The sequence below is a fragment of the Kitasatospora sp. NPDC059327 genome, from assembly GCF_042752535.1.
GTDB lineage: Bacteria > Actinomycetota > Actinomycetes > Streptomycetales > Streptomycetaceae > Kitasatospora.
This window is the reverse complement of sequence record NZ_JBHYYB010000056.1, coordinates 34,591-60,020: the sequence shown is the minus strand read 5'-3', so window position 1 is coordinate 60,020 and position 25,430 is coordinate 34,591. Positions and strand designations below refer to the sequence as shown.

The 25,430-nt window shown below is 73.8% G+C and carries 22 protein-coding genes; 13 read left to right on the top strand and 9 right to left on the bottom strand.

Annotated elements, in window-relative coordinates:
* Together sucB and ACFXHB_RS28700 are read left to right on the top strand one after the other, a co-directional pair.
* Positions 1-1,069: 2-oxoglutarate dehydrogenase, E2 component, dihydrolipoamide succinyltransferase (gene sucB, locus ACFXHB_RS28705; RefSeq protein WP_380577568.1), on the top strand; the 1,069-nt coding region annotated here is incomplete at its 5' end.
* Between the two features lie 186 nt (positions 1,070-1,255).
* Complete coding sequence (locus tag ACFXHB_RS28700; protein ID WP_380577567.1) at positions 1,256-1,771, top strand: DUF4240 domain-containing protein; 516 nt, start codon at positions 1,256-1,258, stop codon at positions 1,769-1,771.
* A gap of 56 nt (positions 1,772-1,827) precedes the next feature.
* Here ACFXHB_RS28700 and ACFXHB_RS28695 read toward each other — a convergent pair whose 3' ends face one another.
* A complete protein-coding gene (locus ACFXHB_RS28695; protein ID WP_380577566.1) occupies positions 1,828-2,895 on the bottom strand; it encodes a DUF2510 domain-containing protein in 1,068 nt (355 codons plus the stop codon).
* Between the two features lie 165 nt (positions 2,896-3,060).
* A complete protein-coding gene (locus tag ACFXHB_RS28690) occupies positions 3,061-3,567 on the bottom strand; it encodes a GNAT family N-acetyltransferase (protein ID WP_380577565.1) in 507 nt (168 codons plus the stop codon).
* A gap of 64 nt (positions 3,568-3,631) precedes the next feature.
* Here ACFXHB_RS28690 and ACFXHB_RS28685 point away from each other — a divergent pair, with 64 nt between their 5' ends.
* The 3 genes from ACFXHB_RS28685 to ACFXHB_RS28675 all read left to right on the top strand — a co-directional run bounded on the left by ACFXHB_RS28685 (position 3,632) and on the right by ACFXHB_RS28675 (position 7,704).
* Complete coding sequence (locus ACFXHB_RS28685) at positions 3,632-4,537, top strand: TIGR01777 family oxidoreductase (protein ID WP_380577564.1); 906 nt, start codon at positions 3,632-3,634, stop codon at positions 4,535-4,537.
* 501 nt (positions 4,538-5,038) lie between these two features.
* On the top strand, positions 5,039-6,370 hold the full coding sequence (locus ACFXHB_RS28680; RefSeq protein ID WP_380577563.1) for an NAD(P)/FAD-dependent oxidoreductase: 1,332 nt from the start codon (positions 5,039-5,041) through the stop codon (positions 6,368-6,370).
* A gap of 104 nt (positions 6,371-6,474) precedes the next feature.
* The gene (locus ACFXHB_RS28675) at positions 6,475-7,704 is read left to right on the top strand and encodes a cation:proton antiporter (protein WP_380577562.1); all 1,230 of its coding nucleotides are present in this window, start codon (positions 6,475-6,477) and stop codon (positions 7,702-7,704) included.
* 18 nt (positions 7,705-7,722) lie between these two features.
* Here ACFXHB_RS28675 and ACFXHB_RS28670 read toward each other — a convergent pair whose 3' ends face one another.
* On the bottom strand, positions 7,723-9,606 hold the full coding sequence (locus ACFXHB_RS28670; protein WP_380577561.1) for a regulator: 1,884 nt from the start codon (positions 9,604-9,606) through the stop codon (positions 7,723-7,725).
* A 309-nt stretch (positions 9,607-9,915) separates the two neighbouring features.
* Here ACFXHB_RS28670 and ACFXHB_RS28665 point away from each other — a divergent pair, with 309 nt between their 5' ends.
* The 7 genes from ACFXHB_RS28665 to ACFXHB_RS28635 all read left to right on the top strand — a co-directional run bounded on the left by ACFXHB_RS28665 (position 9,916) and on the right by ACFXHB_RS28635 (position 17,684).
* Positions 9,916-10,677: a 3-hydroxybutyrate dehydrogenase gene (locus tag ACFXHB_RS28665; protein ID WP_380577560.1), complete on the top strand. Its 762-nt coding sequence runs from the start codon at positions 9,916-9,918 to the stop codon at positions 10,675-10,677.
* Positions 10,678-10,718: 41 nt separating this feature from the next.
* Positions 10,719-12,212 (top strand): MFS transporter, encoded by a 1,494-nt coding sequence (locus ACFXHB_RS28660; RefSeq protein WP_380577559.1) that lies wholly within the window; start codon positions 10,719-10,721, stop codon positions 12,210-12,212.
* A gap of 133 nt (positions 12,213-12,345) precedes the next feature.
* A complete protein-coding gene (locus ACFXHB_RS28655) occupies positions 12,346-14,337 on the top strand; it encodes a helix-turn-helix domain-containing protein (RefSeq protein ID WP_380577558.1) in 1,992 nt (663 codons plus the stop codon).
* A 198-nt stretch (positions 14,338-14,535) separates the two neighbouring features.
* Positions 14,536-15,333 carry a lipoyl(octanoyl) transferase LipB gene (gene lipB / locus ACFXHB_RS28650; RefSeq protein WP_380577557.1) on the top strand — a complete coding sequence of 266 codons (798 nt, stop codon included), beginning with the start codon at positions 14,536-14,538 and terminating at the stop codon, positions 15,331-15,333.
* Positions 15,334-15,483: 150 nt separating this feature from the next.
* Complete coding sequence (locus ACFXHB_RS28645; protein WP_380577556.1) at positions 15,484-16,440, top strand: lipoyl synthase; 957 nt, start codon at positions 15,484-15,486, stop codon at positions 16,438-16,440.
* A gap of 171 nt (positions 16,441-16,611) precedes the next feature.
* The gene (locus ACFXHB_RS28640) at positions 16,612-16,842 is read left to right on the top strand and encodes a hypothetical protein (RefSeq protein WP_380577555.1); all 231 of its coding nucleotides are present in this window, start codon (positions 16,612-16,614) and stop codon (positions 16,840-16,842) included.
* 152 nt (positions 16,843-16,994) lie between these two features.
* Positions 16,995-17,684 carry a DUF4191 domain-containing protein gene (locus ACFXHB_RS28635; protein ID WP_360627933.1) on the top strand — a complete coding sequence of 230 codons (690 nt, stop codon included), beginning with the start codon at positions 16,995-16,997 and terminating at the stop codon, positions 17,682-17,684.
* 182 nt (positions 17,685-17,866) lie between these two features.
* On the opposite strand, the gene ACFXHB_RS28630 is transcribed toward ACFXHB_RS28635, so the two are convergent.
* Positions 17,867-18,334, bottom strand: coding sequence for an RDD family protein (locus tag ACFXHB_RS28630; protein WP_380577554.1), 468 nt, complete (start codon positions 18,332-18,334; stop codon positions 17,867-17,869).
* Between the two features lie 254 nt (positions 18,335-18,588).
* On the opposite strand from ACFXHB_RS28630, the gene glnA reads away from it, so the two are divergent.
* Positions 18,589-20,001 carry a type I glutamate--ammonia ligase gene (glnA, locus tag ACFXHB_RS28625; protein ID WP_380577553.1) on the top strand — a complete coding sequence of 471 codons (1,413 nt, stop codon included), beginning with the start codon at positions 18,589-18,591 and terminating at the stop codon, positions 19,999-20,001.
* 97 nt (positions 20,002-20,098) lie between these two features.
* Here glnA and ACFXHB_RS28620 read toward each other — a convergent pair whose 3' ends face one another.
* The 5 genes from ACFXHB_RS28620 to ACFXHB_RS28600 are packed head-to-tail and all read right to left on the bottom strand — an operon-like array spanning position 20,099 to position 25,113.
* Positions 20,099-21,577 (bottom strand): GMC family oxidoreductase N-terminal domain-containing protein, encoded by a 1,479-nt coding sequence (locus tag ACFXHB_RS28620; protein ID WP_380577552.1) that lies wholly within the window; start codon positions 21,575-21,577, stop codon positions 20,099-20,101.
* Positions 21,574-22,011, bottom strand: a complete 438-nt coding sequence (locus tag ACFXHB_RS28615; protein WP_380577551.1) for a hypothetical protein — start codon at positions 22,009-22,011, stop codon at positions 21,574-21,576. Before ACFXHB_RS28615 ends, ACFXHB_RS28620 begins: the two co-directional genes overlap by 4 nt.
* Positions 22,008-23,426, bottom strand: coding sequence for an aspartate aminotransferase family protein (locus tag ACFXHB_RS28610; RefSeq protein WP_380577550.1), 1,419 nt, complete (start codon positions 23,424-23,426; stop codon positions 22,008-22,010). Before ACFXHB_RS28610 ends, ACFXHB_RS28615 begins: the two co-directional genes overlap by 4 nt.
* Positions 23,423-24,901: an NAD(P)/FAD-dependent oxidoreductase gene (locus tag ACFXHB_RS28605; RefSeq protein WP_380577549.1), complete on the bottom strand. Its 1,479-nt coding sequence runs from the start codon at positions 24,899-24,901 to the stop codon at positions 23,423-23,425. The genes ACFXHB_RS28610 and ACFXHB_RS28605 overlap by 4 nt, the downstream gene beginning before the upstream one ends.
* The gene (locus ACFXHB_RS28600; protein ID WP_380577548.1) at positions 24,898-25,113 is read right to left on the bottom strand and encodes a hypothetical protein; all 216 of its coding nucleotides are present in this window, start codon (positions 25,111-25,113) and stop codon (positions 24,898-24,900) included. Before ACFXHB_RS28600 ends, ACFXHB_RS28605 begins: the two co-directional genes overlap by 4 nt.
* Between the last annotated feature and the right edge of the window lie 317 nt (positions 25,114-25,430).

Sequence of the window (25,430 nt, the reverse complement as noted above, 5' to 3'; positions counted from 1 at the left end):
CGCCCCGGCTCCGGTCGCCGCGCCGGCGCCCGTGGCCGCGCCGGCCCCGGTCGCTGCCCCGGCCCCGGTCGCCGCTCCGGCTCCGGTGGCCCCGGCCGCTCCGGTCGCCGCCCCGGCCCCCGTCGCCGCCGCGCCGGCCACCGACAGCGGTGACGCCTACGTCACCCCGCTGGTGCGCAAGCTCGCCGCCGAGCAGGGTGTCGCCCTGGCCTCCGTCACCGGCACCGGTGTCGGCGGTCGCATCCGCAAGCAGGACGTCATCGCCGCCGCCGAGGCCGCGAAGGTCGTTCCGGCCCCCGTCGCCGCCGCCCCGGCCGCCGCGCCGAAGGCCGCCGCCGCGCCGTCCCCGCTGCGCGGTCAGACGGTCAAGATGACCCGCATGCGCAAGGTCATCGGCGACAACATGCTGAAGGCCCTGCACGAGCAGGCCCAGCTGACCAGCGTGGTCGAGGTGGACGTCACCAAGATCATGTCGCTGCGCAACAAGGCCAAGGACGGCTTCCTCGCCCGCGAGGGCGTCAAGCTGTCCCCGATGCCGTTCTTCGTCAAGGCCGCGGCCCAGGCGCTGAAGACCAACCCGGTCGTCAACGCCCGGATCAACGAGGCCGAGGGCACCATCACCTACTTCGACACCGAGAACATCGGTATCGCGGTGGACTCCGAGAAGGGTCTGATGACCCCGGTCATCAAGGGTGCGGGCGACCTCAACATCGCCGGCATCTCCAAGAAGACCGCGGAGCTGGCCAGCAAGGTGCGCGGCAACAAGATCACCCCGGACGAGCTGTCCGGCGCCACCTTCACCATCAGCAACACCGGTTCGCGCGGTGCGCTGTTCGACACCGTGATCGTCCCGCCGAACCAGGTCGGCATCCTGGGCATCGGCGCGACCGTCAAGCGCCCCGTCGTCATCGAGGCCGACGGCGGCACCGCCATCGGCATCCGTGACATGACCTACCTGTCGCTCTCCTACGACCACCGCCTGGTGGACGGCGCCGACGCCGCCCGCTACCTGGTGGCCGTCAAGGAGATCCTGGAGGCCGGCGAGTTCGAGGTCGAGCTCGGCCTGTAGGGAAGCGGCCGCAAGGCAGCCCACGGCACAACGGAGCCCCGCGTCGTCCCAGGACGGCGCGGGGCTCCGCGTTCTCCTCCCCCGTCACCCGGCCCCGCGGGCCCGGGTGACGGGCCCGACGCCGCCCGCGTTTCGCCGGGCCCATCGCATGCGATCGCGCGGGCGAACAGGGATGCTTGAGCGGTGATGGACGAGACCGACTTCTGGCAGATCATCGACGACACCCGGGAGGACGCCGAGGGCGACCCGGACGAGCAGGCGGAACGGCTGGTGGAACGGCTCGTCCAACTGACGCCGGACGACGTCATCGACTTCGCCCGGCTCTTCGAGGCCCGGTTCCAGCGCGCCTACCGCACCGACCTGTGGGGCGCGGCCTACCTGTTGCTGGACGGCGCCTCCGAGGACTCCTTCGACTACTTCCGCTGCTGGCTGATCGGCCAGGGGCGGGAGGTGTTCGAGGGCGGGCTGCACGAGCCGGACGACCTGGCCGACCTGCTCCCCGAGTTCGACGAGGAGGAGGACGGCGAGGCCGAGGACCTGGGCTACGCGGCCGACGAGGCGTACGAGCAGCTGACCGGACTGCCGCTGCCCGAGGTGGGCGAGCGGCAGCCCGCGCGGGCGTCCGGTGCCGCCCTGGACTTCGACGACCCGGACGCCATGGCGAAACGGTTCCCCAAGCTCTGGGAGCGCTACGGGGACTGACCGACCGGCGGCTCGGGCACCCGGGGACCGGGCCGGCCACCGTGCGAGCGGGTGGCTCAGGTCCCGGAGCCGGAGGCGCTGCCGTCCTGCTTGATGCCCTTGAGGATCTGGTCGAGCACGGTCGGGTCGGGCGCGCCCGCGGCGTCGTCCACCCCGCCCTCGAAGGCCACGTAGCCGCCGCCCTTCGCGGGGACGGCCGCCAGCAGGATGTAGCCCTTGGTGCCGTCCGAGGTGGTGATGTGCCACCGCACCGCGTAGCCGGAGACACCCGCCACCGTGGTGCTCGCCGAGCCGGCATCGGTGTGCGAGGTGATCCCGGTGAAGATCGCCGCCGCGTAGGCCGGCATCGCCGCCTCGGCCGCCGCGCGGGCGGAGGACCCCGCGATGGTGTCCTTCTCCACCGAGAACTGCCCCCTGATGCAGGAGCCGCCGCTGGGGCAGGTGTACCGGCCGTTGCCCAGGAAGACCGTCGAGTGCGTGGTGTCGGTCTGGGAGTCCCAGCCCTGGAAGATCGGCACCGTGATGGCGTGCTGGGCGTCGGTGGCGGTGTCCTTGACCACCGGCACCGGCGGCAGGCTGGGCACCGGGGTGGGGGTCGGGGTGCGCGTGGTCGGACGGGGGGTCGGCGTCGGGCTGGGGGTGTCGGTGACGGTGACCGTCGGCACGGGTGGCGGGTCGGCCTTGGGATCGCCGCCGCTGTTGAGGGCGATCGCGGCCACCACGCCGACCACGGCCAGCACGCCGGCCACGATCGCGACGACCACGCCCGGCTTCATCCGGCCGGACTGCGGGGGCGGTGGCGGGTAGCCGCCCTGCGGATAGCCGTAGCCCTGCTGGCCCTGCGTCGGGTAGCCGTAGCCGGGCGCGGGCTGCTGCGGGGCGCCGTAGCCGGGCGCGGGCTGCTGCGGGGCGCCGTAGCCGTAGGAGGGCGGCGGGGAGGCGGGGGCCGGCGGTGTCGTGGTCTGCCAGGAGACCTGGGTCGGGGCGTCGGCGAGCCCGCCGCCGCCCGCCTGGACGGGGCGGACGTCACTGGTCCAGGCGGTGCCGTCCCACCAGCGCTCATGACCGGCCGTGCCGTCCGCACCCGGTACCGGGTACCACCCGGGAGGCGTCGAGTTGCTCACGGCCGTACGGTACCCGGCGCGGCGCCGCTCCAGACCGGTTGGTTCTGTCACGAGTCTGCACCACCCTCGCACCCGATCTGACGCCACGTCAGCAACCTGCGCACGGGGGCGGCGGGTGACGGGTGCCGTGGCGCGTGAGGCGCGACGCGGGCGGACGGGGCAGGCTCAGACCGCCAGCGAGCGGGCCATCCAGATGTCGTCCACGTACCGGCCGTCGATCAGGAACTCCTCGGCGAGCGATCCCTCGACCACGAAGCCGCAGGCCTCGTAGAGGCGGCGGGCCGGGGAGTTGTGCCCCAGCACGCGCAGGGTGATCCGGCGCGCGCCCTGCTCCCGGGCAGCCACGCAGCCCGCCTCCACCAGCGCCCGGCCGATGCCCCGGCCGCGGGCCGCGGCGGAGACCGCCAGGCCCTGGATCTGCCGCACATGGCGGTTGCTGGCGAGCGGAGTGGGCGGCACCACCCGGATGTAGCCGACGATCCGCCCGCCGAGCAGCGCCACCAGGAACTGGTCCGGGGAGTGGCGCTCGTCGAACACCCCGGCGTCCTCGGCCGGCCGCGGGGCGACCTCGCTCTGCCAGGACCAGGCGGCCCGGTTGAGCTCGGCGAGCTCCTTCTCGTCCTCGTCCTGCGCGGGACGGATGATCAGATCTTCGTCGTGCATGCGCGCCATGCTAATCAGCGGCGCCCGGGGCGTACACGGAATTCCCGGCACCGGGAGGTGCCAGGATGACCCCATGCGCATCGCGGTCACAGGATCCACGGGATTGATCGGCTCGACACTCGTCCGCTCGCTGCTCGCCGACGGCCACGAGGTGGTCCGGCTGGTCCGGCACCGCTCCAGAACCGGGCCGCGTCCGGACGGGACGACGGCGATCGGCTGGAATCCGCTGCTGGGACAGGTCGACCGGGCCGGACTGGCGGGCGTCGAGGCGGTGGTGCACCTGGCGGGCGCCGGGGTCGGCGACCGCCGGTGGACGGACGCGTACAAGCGGGAGATCCGGGAGAGCCGGGTCCTCGGCACCGAGACGCTGGCCGTGGCACTGGCGGAGCTCAAGGAGCCGCCGAAGGTCTTCGTCAGCGCCTCGGCGGTCGGCTTCTACGGGCAGACCGGGGACGCGGTGATCGACGAGGACTCCCCCGCCGGGGACGACTTCCTGGCCGAGGTCTGCGTCGAGTGGGAGGCCGCCGCCCGGCCCGCCGAGCGGGCCGGGATCCGGGTGGTCCACCCGCGAACCGGACTGGTGCTCTCCGCCGCCGGCGGGGCCGGCGGCCGGCTCTTCCCGCTGTTCCGCCTCGGGCTCGGCGGTCGGCTCGGCGACGGGCGGCAGTACTGGAGCTTCATCTCCCTGGCCGACGAGGTCGCGGCGCTGCGGTTCCTGCTCGACCGGGAGGACCTGAGCGGCGCGTTCAACCTCAGCGCGCCGGAGCCGGTCACCAACGCCGAGCTGACGGCGGCGCTCGGCCGGGTGCTGAAGCGGCCGACGCCGTTCCCGGTGCCGGAGGCGGTGCTCACCGCGGTGCTGGGCGAGCTGGCGGTCGAGGTGGTCGGCAGTCACCGGGTGGTGCCGCGGCGGCTGCTGGAGGCCGGCTTCCGCTTCACCCACCCGGAGGTGGACTCGGCGGTGCGGGCGGCCCTGTAGCGGTGGGGCGGGCCCTGTGGCGGCGCGGGCGGCCCGGTAGCGGCGGGGCGGCCCTGCGCCGGGGCCGGCGGCGCCGGCACCCCGGGACCGGGGCGGCGGGGGTGCGCGCCGGGCGGGCGGGTGCGGTAGGCCGGCTGCTCCCGGTGCGGCACCCCGCCCCGGCGGTCCCGCGTACGCCCGCTACGGCATTCGCGCTGGCCGGAGGCATATGCCGAGCGGAGCCGGGCGGGGCTCCGGCAGGGGGCGCACGGGAGCACGCAACGGGCGCGCCGCACGCCCCTGGTGACCGTACGCGCCCGCCGACCCGGAAGGCGGCCGGTTGCGCACACCGTGCGTGACCACATCCGCACCGCACGCTGTCGAACCGTCTCCGGGGCCCGGATCGGGCCCGGTGTGCTTGTCTGACGCTCGCACTGACTGGGCATCACACCGTCGGACCGTGTCCCGGCACCCCGCTGCCTGCGTCGGCCGAAGCTCCGGGACCAGGGAGGGAGCACGCCAGTGCCCACATACGACTTCACTCGCCGCACCCGCCGACAGTCCGATCCGGACGTCGTCGTGGTGGGCGCCGGACTCGCGGGCCTGGCCGCCGCCCGCGCGCTCACCGGCCGCGGCCTGACCGTCCAGGTCCTGGAGGCCTCGGGCCGGATCGGCGGCCGGATGGCCACCCGCGAACTGGACGGGTTCCGGCTCGACCACGGCAGCCAGCTGTTGAACACCGCGTACCCCGAACTGAACCGTGCCCTCGACCTGGACCGGCTCGGTCTGCGGCCGCTCGCGCCCGGCGTGCTCGTGCACAGCGGCGGTCGCCGGTACCGCGCCGGGGACCCGCAGGTGACCGCCGCCCGGCAGGCGGCCTCGCGGGCGCCGCTCGGCAGTCCGCTGGACAAGGCCCGACTGGGCAACTGGCTCGGCCGGCTCGCCGCCACCCCGGCCGGCCGGCTGCAGTCCCGGCCGGAGACCACCACCGCCCGCGCGCTCGGCGAACGCGGCCTCGCACCGCGCACCGTCGACGGCTTCCTGCGGCCGCTGCTCGGCGCCCTGCTCAGCGACCCGGCCCTGGGCACCAGCAGCCGGATCGCCGACCTGGTGCTGCGCTGCTACGCGCGCGGCCGGCTCTGTCTGCCCGCCGACGGGCTCGCGGCCGTGCCGGCCCAGGTGGCCGCCGCCCTGCCGGTCGGCACCCTGCGGACCGGCGTGCGGGTCACCTCGATCGCGGCCGACGGCGTGGAGACCGCCGGACACGGCCGGATCGGGGCCCAGGCCGTCGTGGTGGCGACCGACGCGCGCTCCGCCGCCGGCCTGCTGCCCGGACTGCGACTGCCGGACTTCCACCCCGTCACGACCTTCTACCACGCGACCGACCGGGCGCCCATCGGCGAGGCCGTGCTGCTGCTGGACGGCGACCGGCCGAACGGACACCCGCCGCTGGTCTCGCACTCCCTGGTGCTCAGCGAGCTGCACTCCTCGTACGCCCCGGCCGGACAGGCGCTGGTCGCCACGACGGTACTGGGGCGGCGCTCCTTCGACTCCGGCGGGCCCGCCGCGCTGGAGCCCGCCGTCCGCGCACGACTGGCGGAGCTGTACGGCGCCCCGACCAAGGGGTGGCAGTTCCTGAGCGTGCGCCACGTCCCGGACGCGGTGCCCGCCATGCCGCCGCCGCACAACAACCGGCGCCCGGTGCGGCTGCTGGCCGGGCTGTACGTCTGCGGCGACCACCGGGACACCAGCAGCGCCCAGGGCGCGCTGGTCTCGGGGCGGCGGGCGGCGGAGGCGGTCGTGCGCGACCTCGGACTGCCGGTCGTCGCCCGGGAGTCGGAAGCGGCTGCGTAACACGCGACCGGCGGGCTGCCGAGGCGGCACACTGCAACGTGCCAGTATGCCGATATGACCGCTAATCGGATGCTTTCCGTCCAGAGCCATCGACCCGTCGCCCGGTGAGCGCCGACTGCACGGTCGACCCGCTCGCCCTGGTCCTGATCCCGGTCGCCGCCGTGGCCGCGCCGCTGCTCGCCGACCGGCTGCTGCGGTGGATCGCCGTCCCCACGGTGGTGTTCGAGATCGTGCTCGGCGTGCTGATCGGACCCGACGTCCTGAACTGGGCCCAGGTCAGCGGCCTGGTCGACGCGCTCTCCGAGTTCGGCCTGGCGATGCTGATGTTCCTGGCCGGTTACGAGATCGACTTCGCCAAGCTGCGCGGCGGCCCGCTGAAACGGGCGGGCGCCGCGTGGCTGGTGTCCCTGGTGGTAGCGCTCGGCGTGGGCGCGATGGTCAACCGGGACCCGCTGAACGGCGCCTTCGCCGGGCTCGCGCTCACCACCACCGCGCTCGGCACCATCCTGCCGATCCTGCGGGACTCCGGGGAGCTGCCGACCCCGTTCGGCTCGCTGGTGATGGCCACCGGCGCGGTCGGCGAGTTCGGGCCGATCATCGCGATCGCGATCCTGCTCAGCGGCAACAGCCCGGTCCGGACCGCCGTGATCCTGGGCACCTTCGCGGCGATCACGGCGGCCGCCGTCGGCTACGCCCGCCGGCCCCGGCCGGACTGGATGACCCGGCTGATCCGGCGGACCCTGCGCACCTCCGGCCAGTTCGCGATCCGCACGGTGGTCCTGGTGCTCGCCGCGATGGTGTCCGCCGCGATCTGGCTCGATCTGGACATGCTGCTCGGCGCCTTCACCGCCGGGATCGTCTCCCACCTGCTGCTCGCCGACGTGCCCGAGGCCGAGGAGGAGGTCATCGAGGCCAAGCTGGAGGGAATCGGCTTCGGCTTCCTCGTCCCGGTGTTCTTCGTGGTCAGCGGGATGAAGTTCGACCTGGAGGCACTGCTCCGGGATCCGGGCACCCTGCTGCTCGTCCCCGTCTTCCTGCTGCTGCTCCTGGTCGTGCGGGGACTGCCGGCCGCCCTCCTGGCCCCGCTCGGACTCGGCCGGCGCGACCGGGCCGCGCTCGGCCTGTTCGGCGCGACCGCGCTGCCGCTGGTCGTGGTCATCACCACCATCGAGGTGGACGCCGGGCACCTGCCGTCCTCCACCGCGGCCGCGCTGGTCGGCGCCGGCATGCTCTCCGTCCTCGCCTTCCCGCTGGTGGCCCAGCGGCTGCGCGGGACCGTCCGCCCGCCGGCCGCCGAGGGCGACCGGCAGCGCGTCAACGCCGAGAGCTGGTAACCGCGGCGGGCCCCGCCGTCAGATCACCCCCGCCTGGCGCGCCGTCTCCTCGAAGGCGCGGGCCACCGGGCTGCCCCGGTAGGGGGTGAGCCGGCGGTGGAAGTCCCGGACGTACTCCAGCGAACGGGCCGACCGCATCTCTCCGGCCGCCCGCAGCGCGTCGGTGGCCATGGTGCAGGCCTCGTCCAAGTCCCCCATGCCGAGCCGGGCGGTGGCCAGCACCATCCGGCAGAAGATCCGGCTGCGGGCGTAGGCGGGTGAGCGCAGCCGCAGCGACTTCTCGGCGTGCTGGGCCGACGTCCGCCACTGCTGGAGGTCCCGGTAGCAGTGGGCGAACTCGTCGGAGAGCTGTGCCTCGTCGAAGTACCGTGCCCAGGAGGGCAGTTCGTCGCCGGCCCGGGCCCCGGCCAGGGCCCGCTCGGAGCGCACCAGCGCGGTGGTGCAGGAGCGCACGTCCCCGAGCAGTCCGTGCCCGCGCGCCTCGGCGGCGTGCAGCAGCGACTGCACGGTGGGCGGTACGGCGGTGCCCACGCCCTGCTGGGCGACCCGGGCCAGCTGGACCGCCTCCCGGCCGTGGCCGAGGTGCACGGCCTGCTGGCTCATCGTCACCAGGATGTAGCCTCCGAGCGCGCGGTCCCCCGCCGCCTGGGAGAGCCGCAGCGCCTGAACGAAGTAGCGCTGGGCCAGGCCGTGGGCGGCGATGTCGAAGGACGTCCAGCCCGCCAGCCTGGTCAGGTCGGCGACGGCGCCGAAGAGCGCCCGCCCGATCTGCTCGCCGTAGCGGCCGCGCAGCATCGGCTCGGCCTCGCTCTCCAGGTAGCGGACCAGCGCCTGGCGGGCGTGGCCGCCGCCGTAGGCGTGGTCCAGCGCGCGGAAGAGGTCTCCGACCGCGCGGATGGCGGCGATGTCGCCCCGGCCGACCCGCAGCGCCGGCCTCGGCTCGCGGGCCGGGTCGGTGTACGGCGGCTCGACGGCGACGGGCGGACGGCGGCTCTGGGTCGGCACCCGGCCGAGCGCACCGGCCGCGCCGGACGGGACCGCGCCGGACGAGGCGGCGGCGGGGGCCGAGGAGGCCGCCGTACCGGCGGCGCTCCGGGCGGACTGCGCGGAGGGCCCGGCGGGCGCGCCGGGCGCGCCGGGCGCCGTACCGCGCGCCGTGGGTGCGGCGGTCGCTCCGGGCGCGGCCGACCCGCCGGGCGCCGCCGCCGCGGCGGTGTCGGGCCGGGGCAGGGTGGAGCCGTCCCGGGCGACCCGCTCGTCGGTGCGGCCGATCAGCCAGTCCCGGCTGGGGACGACCAGACCGGCCGGGGTGAAGGCGATCCGGCGCAGCTCGGACTGCGGGCCGTTGTCCTTGCGCCACATGCTCGCCACGATGTCCACCGCCTCCTGCGGTGTCTCGGCGAACTCCAGACCGGCGTAGACCGGGGCGCAGGCGTCCAGACCGAGGTCCTGGGCGGTGAGGCGACGGCCCAGCCGGCGGGTGAACACCTCGGCGATCAGCGCCGGGGTGGCGCCGCGCGGCTGCTGGCCGCGGAGCCAACGGGTCACGGAGGTCTTGTCGTACCGCAGGTCCAGACCGTGCTCCAGACCGAGCTGGTCCACCCGGCGGGCCAGGCCGGCGTGCGAGAAGCCGGCCTCCTCGATCAGGGCGGCCAGCTGGCCGTTCTGCGGGGCCGGACCGGCATGGGCGGGCGCCGGGGGCGGCGCGGGCGCGACCGGCGCGTCCGAGGGCGCCGGGGCGCTGCGCTGCCGTGCGGTCGTGACCTGCGCGGGCAGCCGCGGTTCGTCGGCGGCCGGGGCGTCGGGGGCGTCCGGAAGGGCCCGGCCGACCGGGCCCCGGTGCTGGTCGAGCGGGTCGAGCGGTCCGTACGCCGGGCTGTCGGTTGCAGGCCGTTGGGGCATAGTCAGTCAACACCTCTCGGACGCCGCACCGGCTCCACCAGCACTTCGGCTGCCTGTGGCGGCGCCCCCTGTCGGGAATCGGCGTGAATGTAGCGAGCATTCGGGCGCTATGGGCGGTTCTGACCGAGCAATCCTCCGAACGGGTGAAGCATCGGCGCCCATTGTGGGGAAGCCCGGACAGCACGGGTTTGGCCTGGGGCGGCCGAACCGCCGATCGACCGCCGTAGCCGTGACCACCACAGCGGACCCGGTCACTGTGGTGCCCCACCACATGGGATCGGGGCCGCCGGATTCCTAGCGTTCTCGGCCATGGACACCACTTCAGCCCGCCCGCTCGACGGCCGCACGGCCCTGGTCACCGGGGCCGCCTCGGGCATCGGCCGGGCCTGCGCCGAGGCCTTCGCCGAGGCCGGCGCCCGGGTCTACGTCGTCGACCTCGCGGCCGCCCCGGCCCGGGAGGTCGCCGACCGGATCGGCGGCGTGGCCCACGTCGCCGACCTCGCCGACCCGGAGGCGGTGGAGGCGCTGCCGCACGACGCCGACATCGTGGTCAACAACGCCGGCCTCCAGCACGTCGCGCCCGTCCACGAGTTCCCGCTCGACCGCTTCACCCAGATCCAGCGGGTGATGGTCGAGGCCCCGTTCCGCATCCTGCGCCGCACCCTGCCGCACATGTACGCGCAGGACTGGGGGCGGGTGGTCAACATCTCCTCCGTCCACGGCCTGCGGGCCAGCGCCTTCAAGTCGGCCTACGTGACGGCGAAGCACGCGCTGGAGGGGTTGAGCAAGACGGTCGCGCTGGAAGGCGCGCCGTACGGCGTCACCAGCAACTGCATCAACCCGGGATACGTCCGCACCCCGCTGGTGGAGCGGCAGATCGCCGACCAGGCGCTGGCGCACGGCATCCGCGAGGACGAGGTGGTGGAGCAGATCATGCTCGACCGCACCGCCGTCAAGCGGCTGATCGAACCCGAGGAGGTGGCGCAGCTGGCCGTCTGGCTCTGCTGCGCGCACGCCTCCTACATCACCGGCGCCAGCCTCCCCGTCGACGGCGGCTGGACGGCCCGCTGATGCCCTCTCACCACACTCCCCCCTTCGAGGTGACCCCACCCATGGCCAGTTCCCCCGCCGTCGCGAGACCAGGCTCCCCCCTGTGGAAGGTGGTCGGCGCCAGTCTCATCGGCACCACCATCGAGTGGTACGACTACTTCCTGTACGGCACGGCTGCCGCGCTCGTCTTCGGCAAGGTGTTCTTCCCCGCCAGCGATCCGCTGACCGGGACGCTGCTCGCCTTCCTCACCTATGCGATCGGCTTCGCCGCCCGGCCGCTCGGCGCGCTGGTGTTCGGGCACTTCGGCGACCGGGTCGGCCGCAAGAAGCTGCTGGTGGTGAGCCTGCTGCTGATGGGCGGCTCGACCACGCTGATCGGCCTGCTCCCGACGTACCACCAGATCGGCGCCACCGCACCGGTGCTGCTGACCGTGCTGCGGCTGGTGCAGGGCTTCGCGCTCGGCGGCGAGTGGGGCGGCGCGGTGCTGCTGGTCTCCGAGCACGGGGACGCGCGGCGGCGCGGGTTCTGGGCCTCCTGGCCGCAGGGCGGCGCCCCCGCGGGCAACCTGCTGGCGGCGGGCGTGCTGTCGCTGCTGACCACCGTGCAGTCGGACGCCACCTTCCTGTCCTGGGGCTGGCGGGTGCCGTTCCTGCTGTCGGCGGTGCTGGTGGCGGTCGGGATGTGGATCCGGCTGGCGGTGGACGAGTCCCCGCTGTTCCAGCAGGCGCTGGCCGCCGCCGAGGCCCGCAAGGAGGCGGGCCGGGCGGTGGAGCAGCCCCCGCTGGTGGCGGTGCTGAAGCACCACTGGCGGGAGGTGCTGGTGGCGATGGGCGCCCGGATGGCGGAGAACATCTCGTACTACGTGATGACCACCTTTGTGCTGGCGTACGCGGTGACCCAGGTGCACCTGCCGAAGCAGACCGCGCTGAACGCGGTGCTGATCGCCTCCGCGATCCAGTTCGCGCTGATCCCGGTGTTCGGGGCGCTCTCCGACCGGGTCGGGCGCAAACCGGTGTACCTGGTGGGCGCGGTCGGCGTCGGGGTCTGGGCGTTCGTCTTCTTCGGGCTGGTGGACACCAGGTCGTTCGGCTCGCTGCTGCTGGCGGTGACCGTCGGGCTGGTCTTCCACAGCGCGATGTACGCGCCGCAGGCGGCCTTCTTCTCCGAGATGTTCGCGACCCGGATGCGGTACTCGGGGGCCTCCATCGGCGCCCAGTTCGCCTCGGTGGCGGCCGGCGCGCCGGCGCCGCTGATCGCGACGGCGCTGCTCAAGGACTACGGCAGCTCGACGCCGATCGCCGTGTACGTGGCCGTCGCCGCGGTGATCACCGTCCTCGCGGTGCTCTGCGCCCGGGAGACCCGCGGCCGGGACCTGACCGAGCCCGGAGCCGAATCGGGGGCCGGAGCCGAAACCGGATCCGGGGCCGCGTCCGGGGCCGTTCCGGCGGCGGCTCCGGCGGCGGCCCCGGCGGCGGCCCCGGCGGCGGCCCCGGCGGCGGCCCCGGCGGCGGACGCGCCGCAGGACACCGTGGTCACCAAGGCCGCGAGGGCCTGACGAACCGGTGGCCGGCGCCCGTCCCCCGGGGAACGCCGGCCACCCGCGCCCGCCGGGGCCGAGCCGCTAGGATCGCGCTCCCGTCCTTGGTGCCCCGGGGGCCGGAGACCCACTGCCGATTGGCGGCCGTACCGTGAACGACCCCTGTCCCGAGACCGGCGCGGCACCGGCGCTGCGACGGCTGCTCGACCTCCTCGCCTCCGGCGCGGCCACCGAGGACTTCGCCGACGTCCTGGCCGACGCGCGCCGCCGCGGGGCACCGGCCGCCGTGCTGAGCGAGATCGACGACGCCACCTGGCAGGCACTGCGGGTGCACCGGACCCTGCGTCAGCACCGGCGCCGCGAGGCCGAACTGACCGCGCTCTTCGACACCGCCGGCGACCTCGCCGCCTCCCGGGACCTGGACACCGTGCTGCAGGCGATCGTCCGCCGGGCCCGGCTGCTGCTCGGCACCGACACCGCCTATCTGACGCTCCCGGACGAGGCCGCCGGCGACACCTACATGCGGGTCACCGACGGCTCGGTCTCGGTGCTCTTCCAGACCCTGCGGCTGAGCCTGGGCGACGGCCTCGGCGGCCTGGTCGCCCAGACCGCCCGCCCGTACGCCACCCCCGACTACCGCACCGACGAACGGTTCCACCACACCGGCACGATCGACGCGGGCGTCCTGGACGAGGGCCTGGTCGCGATCATCGGGGTGCCGCTGCTGCTCGGCGGCCGGGTGATCGGGGTGCTGTTCGCCGCCGACCGCTCCCCGCGCGCCTTCTCCCCCGACGAGGTCGCGCTGCTCTGCTCGCTGGCCGCGCACGCCGCGATCGCGCTGGACACCGCCGGGTCGCTGGCCGGCACCCGGGCCGCGCTGGCCGAGCTGAACAGCGCCAACGAGCTGATCCGGGCCCACTCCGCCGCAGTCCAGCGGGCCGAACAGGGCCACGACCGGCTCACCGACCTCGTCCTGCGCGGCGCCGAGGTACCGGACGTCGCCGCCGCGGTGGCCGCCCTGCTGGGCGGCGAGATAGCCGTACTGGACTCCGAGGGCGACCCGCTGGCCGGCCGGGCAGGGCCCGCCGAGGGGCTGGCCGAGGCGGTCGCCGCCTCCCGGGCCGAGGGCCGCTCGGTGCGGCACGGCGAGGACTGGGTCTGCGCCGTGCTGGCCGGCCAGGAGCCGCTGGGGACGCTGGTGCTGCGCGGTCGGCCCGGTCTGGAGGACGCCGACCGGCGGCTGTTCGAACGGGCCAGTGTGGTCACCGCGCTGCTCCTGCTGCTGCGCCGCTCGGTGGCCGAGACCGAGAACCGGGTGCGCGGCGAACTGCTCGCCGACCTGCTGACCGCCGCCGACCGCGACCCGGCCGGTCTGACCGCGCGCGGCCGCCGGCTCGGCGTGGACCTCGGCCGCCCGCACCTGGTGCTGGTCGCCGAACCGGCCGGCGCCCCCGGCAGCGCGACGACCGACCGCGCCCGGCTGGCGGGCGCCGCCGGGCGGTACCTGTTCGGCTCGCGCGGCATCAGCGCGGAGCACGGCGAGGCCGTGGTCCTGCTGCTCCCGGACGACGGCTCGGCGACCGGTCCGGCGGGCGCCGCCGGCCCGACGCGGGCCGCGGCGGGTGGCGCGGGCGCGGCGGGTGGCGCGGCGGTCGCCCAGCAGGTGGCCGAACTGGCCGCCGAGCGGCTCGCCCGGCTGGCCGGGTTCCCGGTCACGGTGGGTGTCGGCCGCCCGGCCGCCGGGCCGGTCGCGCTGGCCTCCTCGTACGCCGAGGGCCTGCGCTGCGTCCGGGCCCTGCGGGTGCTCGGCCGGGCCGGGGACGGCGCCTCGGCCCGCGCCCTCGGCTTCCTGGGCGTCCTGCTCGGCGACGGCCACGACGTGGACGGCTTCGTCGGCGCGACGCTCGGTCCGCTGCTGGACTACGACGCCCGGCGCGGCACCGAACTCGTCCGCACCCTGCGCGCCTACTTCGACTGCGGGGGCAGCCTGACCCGCGCCAAGGACGAGCTGCACGTCCACGTGAACACCGTGGTGCAGCGGCTGGACCGGGTCGAGGTGCTGCTCGGCCGGGACTGGAACCACCCCGAGCGCTCGCTGGAGCTCCAGCTGGCGCTGCGCCTCCAACTGCTCGCGGGCACCTGAACCGCCGCGGCCGGGCCCGGGCGCACGCGCCCGCCGCGCCCCCCGGTCCCGCTCGGTCCCGCTCGGTCCCGCTCGGGCACCCGCGGGGACCCTCGGGCACCTGAACGGCCGAAAGCGGCTCGGGCGTACAGTGGCGAGGTTGGTCTCGAACGCCTGGCAAGGAGCAGCAGTGGCCACAGAGCGCAACGAGGTGGGCGCATGAGCGGGAACGTACGGTTCGTGCGTCTGGGCACCGGCGAGGCCGCCGTGCCCTACCAGGAGGCCTGGGAGGAGCAGCAGCGGCTGCACGCCCTGCGGGTCGCGGACGAGATCCCCGACACCGTGCTGCTGCTGGAGCACCCGCCGGTGTACACGATGGGCCGCCGCACCAACCCGGCCGACCTGCCGCTGGACGGCACCCCGGTGGTCGAGGTGAACCGGGGCGGCGAGATCACCTGGCACGGTCCCGGCCAGCTGGTCGGCTACCCGATCGTCAAGCTCCCCGAGCCGATGGACGTCGTCGCCTACGTGCGCCGGCTGGAGGAGGCCCTGATCCGGGCCTGCGGCGAATTCGGCGTGGAGACCACCCGGATCGAGGGCCGCAGCGGGGTCTGGGTGCTGGGCGCGACCATCCCCGACGCGGTGGTGGACCCGGCGCAGGTGGTCGACATGGGCAAGCTGACCCTGCGGATGGGCCTGCCGCTGGGCCTCGACCCGCGCCTGGCCGGCCCCGAGTACGCGCCGTCCAACGCCGGGCAGCGCGGCGACGACCGCAAGCTCGCCGCGATCGGCGTCCGGGTCTCGCGCGGGGTGACGATGCACGGCTTCGCGCTGAACTGCAATCCCGACATGACCTGGTTCGACCGGATCGTGCCGTGCGGGATCCGGGACGCGGGCGTGGCCTCGCTCTCCGGTGAGCTGGCGCGGGACTTCGGGGTCGGCGAGGCGCTGTCCGTGGTCGAGAAGCGCTTGGCGGAGGTGTTCGCCGAGCTGCCGGAACCGGCACTCGGCCGCTGAGTCCGAACCCGGGCGCGGGACGACCGCGCCACCCGGGAATCTACCCGCCGGTAGCGGCGTTGCCCTGCGTTTGCGGGCCACGGGCCCGGCGAAGGCCGTACAAGCACAGGCGTACCCTGGGGGTACCCCGTCTAGTTCTAGGAGTCGCACGTGTCCGCTGTCGCACCCGACGGCAGGAAGCTGCTCCGCCTGGAGGTCCGCAACAGCGAGACCCCCATCGAGCGGAAGCCTGAGTGGATCAAGACCCGCGCGAAGATGGGGCCGGAGTACAACGCCCTCCAGTCGCTGGTGAAGAAGGAAGGGCTGCACACGGTCTGCCAGGAGGCCGGCTGCCCCAACATCTTCGAGTGCTGGGAGGACCGCGAGGCGACCTTCCTCATCGGCGGTGACCAGTGCACCCGCCGCTGCGACTTCTGTCAGATCGACACCGGCAAGCCCGCCGACTTCGACCGTGACGAGCCGCGCCGGGTCGCCGAGTCCATCGTGACCATGGACCTCAACTACGCCACCATCACCGGCGTCGCCCGCGACGACCTGGAGGACGGCGGCTCCTGGCTGTACGCCGAGACGGTGCGCCAGGTGCACGCGCTGACCGCCGGCCGCGAGAGCGGCCGCACCGGCGTCGAGCTGCTGATCCCCGACTTCAACGCGGTGCCGGAGCAGCTGGCCGAGGTCTTCTCGTCCCGCCCCGAGGTGCTGGCCCACAACGTCGAGACGGTGCCGCGGATCTTCAAGCGGATCCGCCCCGCGTTCCGCTACGAGCGCTCGCTGGACGTCATCACCCAGGCCCGCGCGGCCGGACTGGTGACCAAGTCCAACCTGATCCTGGGCATGGGTGAGACCCGCGAGGAGGTCAGCCAGGCGCTGGCCGACCTGGTGGGCGCCGGCTGCGAGCTGATCACCATCACCCAGTACCTGCGCCCCTCGCTGCGCCACCACCCGGTGGAGCGCTGGGTGAAGCCGCACGAGTTCGTCGAGCTGCAGCAGGAGGCCGAGGAGCTCGGCTTCGCCGGGGTCATGTCCGGCCCGCTGGTGCGGTCCTCGTACCGCGCCGGGCGGCTGTACCGGCAGGCGCTGGAGCACCGCGCGCGGGCGACGGCGGTCTGATCGCGGGCCGGACCGATCGCGGGCCGGCCGGAACGCGGGTCGCGCCGACCGTGGGCCGCGCCGGCCACCGCTCGGTTTGAGCCATCTGAGGGGCGGAGCTTCGGCTCCGCCCCTTCGGGTTCACCGGGCTTTGACTGGCAGGTCACGGGCTGGTAACACGGGGTGGTGAGGATGGAAGCGTTCGAATCATTTCCGCCACAAGAGGAGCTGTTCGACATGCAGGTCGGCATCCGGTCGATGGGCACCGCGCTGCGGCTGGCCGAGAGTGTGCTGCTCGCGGGCGGGCAGCGACAGGCCCGGCGCAACGCCTGGGCCGCGGTCTGCGAGAACCGCCGCTACGCGGCCGACCGCGAGCGCGACGCCCTGCCGGGCGGCCCCGCGGTGGAGTCCGCGCGCCGCTGACCCCGACCCGGACCTCCACCCGGACCCTCGGTCCGGAACGACCCCGGAACAGCCACTGTGCGCGTTCGTCCTGGGGCACCCGGGTCACGGTTCGGGGCGAACGGGTACCCGGGCTTGGTTATCCCGTACCCACGGCACGTACCATGAGCGTTATGGCGAGGGAAACATCCGAGAACCCCGGGCGACTGAAGCAGATCCGCCTGGCTTACACCATGACCAAGAAGGTCGACACCAAGATCGGCCTGATCATCGCCGGCGTCGGCCTGCTGACCTTCGGCGTGTTCCTCGCCATCGGCTTCGCAATCGACCACCCGGTCTATCTGGGCATCCTGGGCTTCATCGTGGCCTTCCTGGCCATGGCGATCGTCTTCGGGCGCCGGGCCGAACGCGCCGCGTTCGGGCAGATGGAAGGGCAGCCGGGGGCCGTGGCGGCGGTACTGAACAACATCAAGCGAGGGTGGAGCGCGAGTTCCACCCCGGTGGCGGTCACCCGCAACCAGGACGCGGTCTACCGCGCCGTGGGCCGGGCCGGCATCGCGCTGATCGGCGAGGGCAACCCGAACCGGGTCCGCCAGCTGCTGGCGTCCGAGAAGAAGAAGATGGCCCGGGTCGTCGGCGACGTACCGGTGCACGACATCGTGGTGGGCACCGGCGAGGGCGAGATTCCGCTCAAGAAGCTGCAGATCCACCTGATGCGACTGCCCCGAGCGATCACGCCCGCCCAGGTCACCGAGACCAACGACCGTCTCCGCGCGCTGGGCGACCTGCTCTCCAAGGCGCCGATCCCCAAGGGCCCGATGCCCAAGGGTGCCCGGATGCCCAAGGGTGGCCAGGTCCGCTGACCCCCTCCCCCATCGACATGAACGGCCCCGCCGCGGAGCGTCCGCGGCGGGGCCGTTCATCGTTCGAGGTCGTCGCCGGCTCGCCGGCCGGGGAGCGTTCGCCGGCTTCGTCATCCGGGCGGCTGCCCGGATGACGGGGTGCCCGGCGGCCGGGCCGTACGCGCCGGACCGGGCCGTACGCCCTAGATGCGGACCTCGACCGTGCCGACCGCCTTGTCGTGCAGCCCGCGGGTGTCGCGGTCCCAGACCAGGGCCGGCACCACCAGGCAGAGCAGCAGGGTGCGCAGCAGCACCTGCGGGATGGTCGCGCGGCGACCGTCCAGGCGGACCACCCGCAGGCCGAACAGCCGCTTGCCCACGGTCGTCCCCGTGGTGGCGAGCAGCAGCACGGTGACGGCGAAGAACAGCGGGGTGGTCCACAGGTTGGCCGAGGCCGGGGAGCCCTTGCCGAGCAACCCGTAGGCCACCAGGGCGACCAGCCAGCCGTCGACGAACAGCGCGCCCAGGCGCCGGCCCGGACCGGCGATCGAGCCGGTGCCCTCCCGGGGCAGTCCGAGGCGCTCACCGCGGTGGCCGAAGTCGGCACCCATCTTCTCGGCGGCCGCCTTCGGGCCGTCGATCCACGATCCCAACGCTTCTCTGGTGTCCACGAATCCACACTAACCGGGCGGACACCCCGGCCCGGCACCGGCTCCCCCGGAGGGTGAATCGCGCCTCCCGGGGCTTCCCAGGTGGTCCAGACCACTCGACGTCCGCGATCCGGGCGGGCGTGGCATTTTGCCCCGGAGCATACGACTTTGCCGCCCGCCGGAGGACGGCGGTTAACATTCAGGAAACGACCGGGTCACCGGTTGGAAACGGCCCATTCCTAGGGTGAGGCCCATTCGCACGCCGAGGAGGATGAATGTTCAACAACGCCGCCGAAGTGAAGCAGTTCATTCAGGAGAACGATGTCAAGTTCATCGACGTCCGGTTCTGCGATCTCCCGGGCGTCATGCAGCACTTCTCCGTGCCCGCGGCGACCTTCGACCCGTCCGAGACCCTGATGTTCGACGGTTCGTCGATCCGCGGCTTCCAGGCCATCCACGAGTCCGACATGGCACTCGTCCCGGACCTGGCCACGGCCCGGCTCGACCCGTTCCGCAGGGACAAGCACCTCAACATCAACTTCTTCATCCAGGACCCGGTCACCGGCGAGGCCTACAGCCGTGACCCGCGCAACGTCGCGAAGAAGGCCGAGGCGTACCTCGCCTCCTCCGGCATCGCCGACACCGCGTTCTTCGGCCCCGAGGCCGAGTTCTACGTCTTCGACTCGGTGCGCTTCGACACCAGCGCCAACGCGTCGTACTACCACATCGACTCCGAGGCCGGCGCCTGGAACAGCGGCTCCGCCGAGGGCGACGTGCGCGGCTACAAGGTCAAGTACAAGGGCGGCTACTTCCCGATCCCGCCCGTCGACCACTTCGCCGACCTGCGCGCCGAGATGTCGCTGGAGCTGGCCGCGGCCGGACTGGAGGTCGAGCGCCAGCACCACGAGGTGGGCACGGCCGGCCAGGCGGAGATCAACTACAAGTTCAACACGCTGCTGCACGCGGCCGACGACCTGATGCTGTTCAAGTACATCATCAAGAACGTCGCCTGGCGCAACGGCAAGACGGCCACCTTCATGCCGAAGCCGATCTTCGGCGACAACGGCTCGGGCATGCACGTCCACCAGTCCCTGTGGACCGAGGGCTCGCCGCTCTTCTACGACGAGCAGGGCTACGCCGGGCTCTCCGACACCGCCCGCTACTACATCGGCGGGCTGCTCAAGCACGCCCCCTCGCTGCTCGCCTTCACCAACCCGTCGGTGAACTCCTACCACCGCCTGGTGCCCGGCTTCGAGGCGCCGGTCAACCTGGTGTACTCGCAGCGCAACCGCTCGGCCGCGATCCGGATCCCGATCACCGGCTCCAACGCCAAGGCCAAGCGCATCGAGTTCCGCGCGCCGGACCCGTCGTCCAACCCGTACCTCGCGTTCGCCGCGATGCTGATGGCCGGCCTCGACGGCATCAAGAACAAGATCGAGCCGCTGCAGCCGGTCGACAAGGACCTCTACGAGCTGGCCCCCGAGGAGCACGCCAACGTGCCGCAGGTGCCGTCCTCGCTCCCGGCCGTGCTGGAGGCCCTGGAGGCGGACCACGAGTACCTGCTCGCGGGCAACGTCTTCACGCCCGACCTGATCGAGACCTGGATCGACTTCAAGCGCACCAACGAGATCGCCCCGATCGCCCTGCGCCCGCACCCGCACGAGTTCGAGCTGTACTACGACCTGTAGGAGCACCTCCGACCTGTCGGAACGCCGGTCGATCGCACGCCGTTTCCGCAGGTCAGCACCTTGCTGACCTGCGGAGACGCGGTCCGGTCGCGGCCGCTCAGGTGCCCTCGGGCCGGCGGCCGGCGGGCTGCTCCAGGTGCCGGGCCGTCATCAGGTGGGAGAAGCCCATGATGGTCTCCTGCGGGCTGATGCCGGTGGCGCCCGGCAGGACGCTCGCGTCGCACAGCCGCAGGTTCGTGAAGCCGTGCGGGCGGCCCTGGGCGTCGCAGACCCCGCCCAGGGCGGGTGGGCCCATCCGGCAGGACGCCATGGCGTGGACGGAGATCAGGTCCCAGCTCTCGGGCCGGGCGTGCCGCGCGAAGTCGGCCGCCTGTGCGGCGGTGGTCAGACCGACGGGTGCGGGCGGCAGCAGTTCGACCGCGCCGGCCTCCAGGAGGAGGTCGGCGGTGTGCCGGAAGGCGGCGCGGAGGAGGTCCCGGTCGCTCCCGGTCAGGCGGTGCCGCAGGACCGCGCCGAGGCCGGGTACCGCCAGCAGCCGGGCGGTGCCCTGGACGCTCACCTGGGTCGTGTAGACCGCGATCCGGTCCAGTTGGGCCAGCATCCGGTCGACCGTCCCGGCGGGGTGGGCGGCCAGCGCCGCGGCGAGCGACCCCGGGGTGAGGTTCCCGGGCATCACCCGCACTCCCCGCTCGGCGAACTCCTGCAGTTGCGCGGTGAAGATGGTGCCCTCGACGGCGCGGACGGATTCGCCGAATCGTGCCACGGTGCGGAAGTTGACGTGGAACGCGATCGCCCGGCCCGGGCCGCGTCCGCCGATGCCGCTGCGCCGCAGCAGCAGCGCGCTGCCGATCGGGCCGGCGGCCAGGAACACCGTCCGCGGGAGGTAGCGCAGTCGTCGGCCGTCGCGCAGGGCGTGCACGACCGTGACCCGGGTGCCGTCATGATCGAGCCGGAGGACCCGGGTGTCGGGTTCGACGACCGCGGCGAGGCGTTCGGCGGCGGGCAGGTAGCTCACCAGCATGCTCTGCTTGGCCCCGGTGGGGCAGCCGGTGACGCACCGGTTGGCGTGCCGGCAGCCTCGTACCGCCCGGCGGGCCGGCGCCCAGCGCCAGCCGAGCCGGTCGGCCGCCTGGGCGAGCAGCACCGAGTCACGGTTACCCGGCCCGGGCGGCTGGTCGACGACGCCGAGGCGCCGCTCCACCTCGGCCAGGTGGGGGGCGAGGTGGTGGGCCCGGAAGCCGTCGACGCCGGCGGACGCCCAGCGGTCCAGCAGGTGTTCGGGAGGACGCCAGAGCAGCCCTCCGTTGACCACCGTGGTCCCCCCGACGCAACGCCCCTCCCCGAAGGGGATGGTGGGTGCGCCGTGGATGGGCACCAGACCGCCCTGGCGGTAGAGCAGGCGCAGGTTCTCCGCCGGGGACGCCCGGGTGATCCGCGCCTGCGGGACGAGCGGGCCCTCCTCCAGGACGCGGACCTCCCGGCCCGCGCCGGCGAGCTCCAGGGCCGCGGTGCTGCCTCCGGCACCCGAGCCGATCACCAGGGCGTCACAGCGGACGGTGCGGACGGCCCTGGTCATCCGAGCTCCTGCCGTGCCGTCCCGGAGGGTCCGTCCAGAGCGCCGTGCAGGGCCAGCGCGAGGCTCACCCTGAGCAGTTCGGCGAAGCCGGGCACCGCGGACAGCCGGTCGGCGACCCGTCGCGGACGGGCCCGGTCGGAGGCGCCCCGGAGCGGGCCCGTCGGGTCCGCGAGCACGACGGCGACCGGGAACACCCGCATCAACAGGGCGAACACCAAGCGGTACGGCTTCGGGAGGGCGGCCAGGGTGGCGGCCGTGTGGCGGACCGCGGCGGCCTGGCGGGACGGTTCGGACAGGGCCGTGCAGCGGCCTGCCCAGAGCGACGGGAGCCCGGCCGCGCGTACGCGCCGTTCCCAGACCCGCAGGCGACGGTGCTCCCGCGCGGTGCGCAGCCCCTCGGCGGGCGGTGCGGGACGGGCCGACCGGGCGCTCATGCGGTGACCTTCTCCCTGACCAGACCCGCCAGGAGACGGGGCATTCCCTTGGCCAGGACCGCGTCCAGAGCGTCCAGGAAGAGGTCCAGGTCGGAGTCCTCGGCCACCAGGGGAGGCGCGGCGATCAGGGGGAGGTCGTGGTTGGAGCCGTAGTAGGTGAGGACACCGTGGTCGCGGTAGAGGGCGGCGACCACGGCGGCGGTGGCCAGCTTGGCCCCGGCCTGCGGGTCGCGCGCGAAGGAGGACGGCAGCAGGTGCAGCGCGTGGTCGAGGGCGGCCGGACCGTGCCGCAGGACGACGCCCTGGAGGGCGCCGGTGCCACGGACCTCCGCGATCGACTGCGGGTGGCGGGCGGCGAGGGCGGTGAGGCCGCGGCGCAGCCGCTCGCCGAGGCGGCGGGCCCTGGCCGGGTAGTCGTCCTCGACCGCGATCGCCACGGCCTCCAGCGCGGTGACCGTCTCCTCGCCGAATCCGTAGTAGGTGGTGCTGTGCAGGGTGGCGTCGGGGAGCGAGTCGTAGGCCCTGCGGAAGACGGGCTCCCTGGCCACGTACCCGGAGATGGAGGCCTTGCCGCCGCCGAAGGACTTGGAGGTGGTCACCACGTCCGGGACCAGGCCGGGGTGGCGCATGAAGTGGAAGAGGGAACCGGTCCTGCCCCAGGAGGTGTAGACCTCGTCGAAGATCAGGACGATGTCGTGCTCGGTGCACAGCCGGCGCGCCTCGCGCAGGAAGTCCTCCGAGCACTCGCGGAGACTGGACGCGCTGAAGGGCTCCAGGACCAACGCGTAGACGTCGCTCCCGCCCTCCGGCGTGGTGTGCCGCTCCAGGGCCAGTTCGAGGGAGGACAGGTCGTCGAAGGCGAAACCGTCCGTGCCGGGGATCCGCGGGAAGGTGAAGTGCACCTCCGGCGAGGTGGTCAGGCTTCCGGCGCCCAGCAGCTTGCCGTGGAAGGCGATGTCGGTGTGCAGCACGGTGCCGCGATGACCGCGGTGGTACTTGTAGGCCATCTTGAGGGCGCCCTCGACGGCCTCCGCACCCGAGTTGGGGAAGTAGCTGACGTCGAGATCCGCGGGCAGCAGCTGCGCCAGGTTGTGCCCGAGTGCGGCGACGTACGGCGAGAAGTAGTTCTTGTGCACCTCCATGCGCCGCAGCTCCTGGAAGCGTCGACGAGCGGCCAGGATGCGGGGGTGGTTGTGGCCGTGGTTCAGAACGCCGATCCCGCCGGTGAAGTCCAGGACACGCCTGCCGTCGCGCAGGGTGATCCAGCAGCCCGAGGCGCTGTCCACGACGTCGCGGCCGAATCCGAAGGCGGAAAGCAGCGTCACCTGGCCCCGGCTGACGTGACGGCGGTAGAGCTCGTGCACCCGGGCGATCGGCATCCGCTCGCAATCCTCGGTGCTGATCAGGGAGTTCATGGCGTCCCCTCCTCGGGGCCGGACCGCGGACCGGTACCGTTCCCGGCCGCGGAGAGTCGTGGATCGGGGGCGGTGCGGGGGGCGGTGCGCATCCGGTCGACGATCAGGCGGCCGACGTGCCGTCCCTGCCGCACGGCGTAGTTGGTGCCCCGGTCCTGGGGGTAGACCTGGGCCATGCTGGCCAGGTACAGCCCCGGCACGTCGGTCTCCGTCGCCGGGATGCGGTCGGAGTAGTGCGGGGTGATGACCGGCTGGGCGTGATCGGCCCGCCAGACGTGGTAGCCCCGGACCCAGTCGCGCTGGAACCGCGGGAACATCCGCCTCAGGTGCGGAAGGCTGGCCCGGAACACCGCGTCGTCGTCCATCCGGTACAGCTCGGCGCTGGTCGGAAGATAGGCGGACAGGTAGACCAGGTGACGCCCGGCGTAGACGTCGGAAGCCTCCAGGTTGGTGTGCTCGATGACGCCGACGTACGGGAACGACGGGTCGGTGACGTTGAGCCAGTAGGTGTCCGACAGGGACCGGTCGTTCTGCAACACCAGGCACAGATTGGCGAGGTAGGGGATGTCGGACAGTCGCCGACGGACGGCGGGCACGTTCGGATGGGACGGTGGTCCGGCGGCGGCGGGGGCGAGGAAGCCGGCGAGCAGGTCCGGTGCCGTGGTGGCCAGGACCCGCCGTGCGGGCAGGACGCCGCTCCCGGTGCGGACCCCGCACACCCCGCGGGCGTCGGTCAGCACCTCCCGTACCGGGGTGTTCGTGCAGATCCGGACCCCCAGTTCGGAAAGGCGCGAGACCCACGCGTCCAGCAGGGCGGCGCAGCCACCCCTCAGGTAGTAGAGGACCTCGCGGCCGCTGTGCGACCGGCTGCCGCCGCGCAGATGGAGCTTGGTCCACATCCAGGTGGCACCGACCTCGGTCGCGTACTGGCCGAACTTGCCCTCCAGCAGCGGACGCCAGACCGTCTCGTAGACCTGCGGCCCGCTCAGCTCCAGCAGCCACTCGCGGGCCGTCAGGTCCTCCAGGTCCCGCCAGTGCTTCACCTGGTGGGCGCGCACCGCGGACCAGCCCAGCCGGACCCGGTCGGGCAGCGGGAGGGGGGCGAACCGCAGCACGTCCCACGGGCTCGACAACCGGTACACCGAGTTCGCGTAGTAGACGCCGGTCCGGGTCCGGTGCGGCTGGAGCAGATGGGAGCAGCCGAGGTCCGCGCACAGCCCCTGGACCTCCAGATCGGAGGAGAACCAGTGGTGGTAGAAGCGTTCGAGCCGGGCTCCCCCGACCTCGAACGACCCTGCCAGGCCGCCGACGTACGGATCGCGCTCCAGCACCCGGCAGGGCACCCCGGCCAGGGCGAGTTCGTGGGCGGCGGCCAGGCCGGTGAACCCGCCGCCGATCACCAGGACCTCGCCGTCGGGCGCCGGGGCCCGCGCCCGGCCGTCCCGCGTCGCCGTACCCGCCGTCGGGCCGCTCACGAGGCCGCTGCCCGGTCGTCCGGGCCCAGCGGGCCCGCGGCGACGGGGGACGGCGTGCCGGGCCGTCCGGCCCGCCAACGGACCGGACGGCCCGTCAGGGCGGCCAGTCGCTCGTAGGTCGCGGGCAGGACGGCCGCGTCGTCGAGACACGGGACCACGACGCTGGTCGGACGCGGCGGGGCTAGCCGCGGGGTCGCGCTGTTCTCGGACATGGCTGCTCCCTTCGGACCCTCGGGCGCCGTTCCGTCCGAAGGCGATGGGGGTGGGGGCGGGAAGTGTGGAGGGTCTGGGCGGCGCAGGCCTGGCCTCGCCGGCATCGCAGGCGCCCGCCGCCGCGATTGGCGGCGGCCGGGGGACTCCGGTCGATCACTGAGGTGAGGGGAGGGCGGGGTGCCGTCCCGTCGAAGGGGACGCCGCCGCGGGGGAGGGCATCGGAACCGCCGCGGGCGATTCAGGCTCCCAGTGGACCGTAGCACCGTGTCGGGGTCTCGGCCTGCGGAGGAGCCGCTGACCTGCTGTGATCGACGGA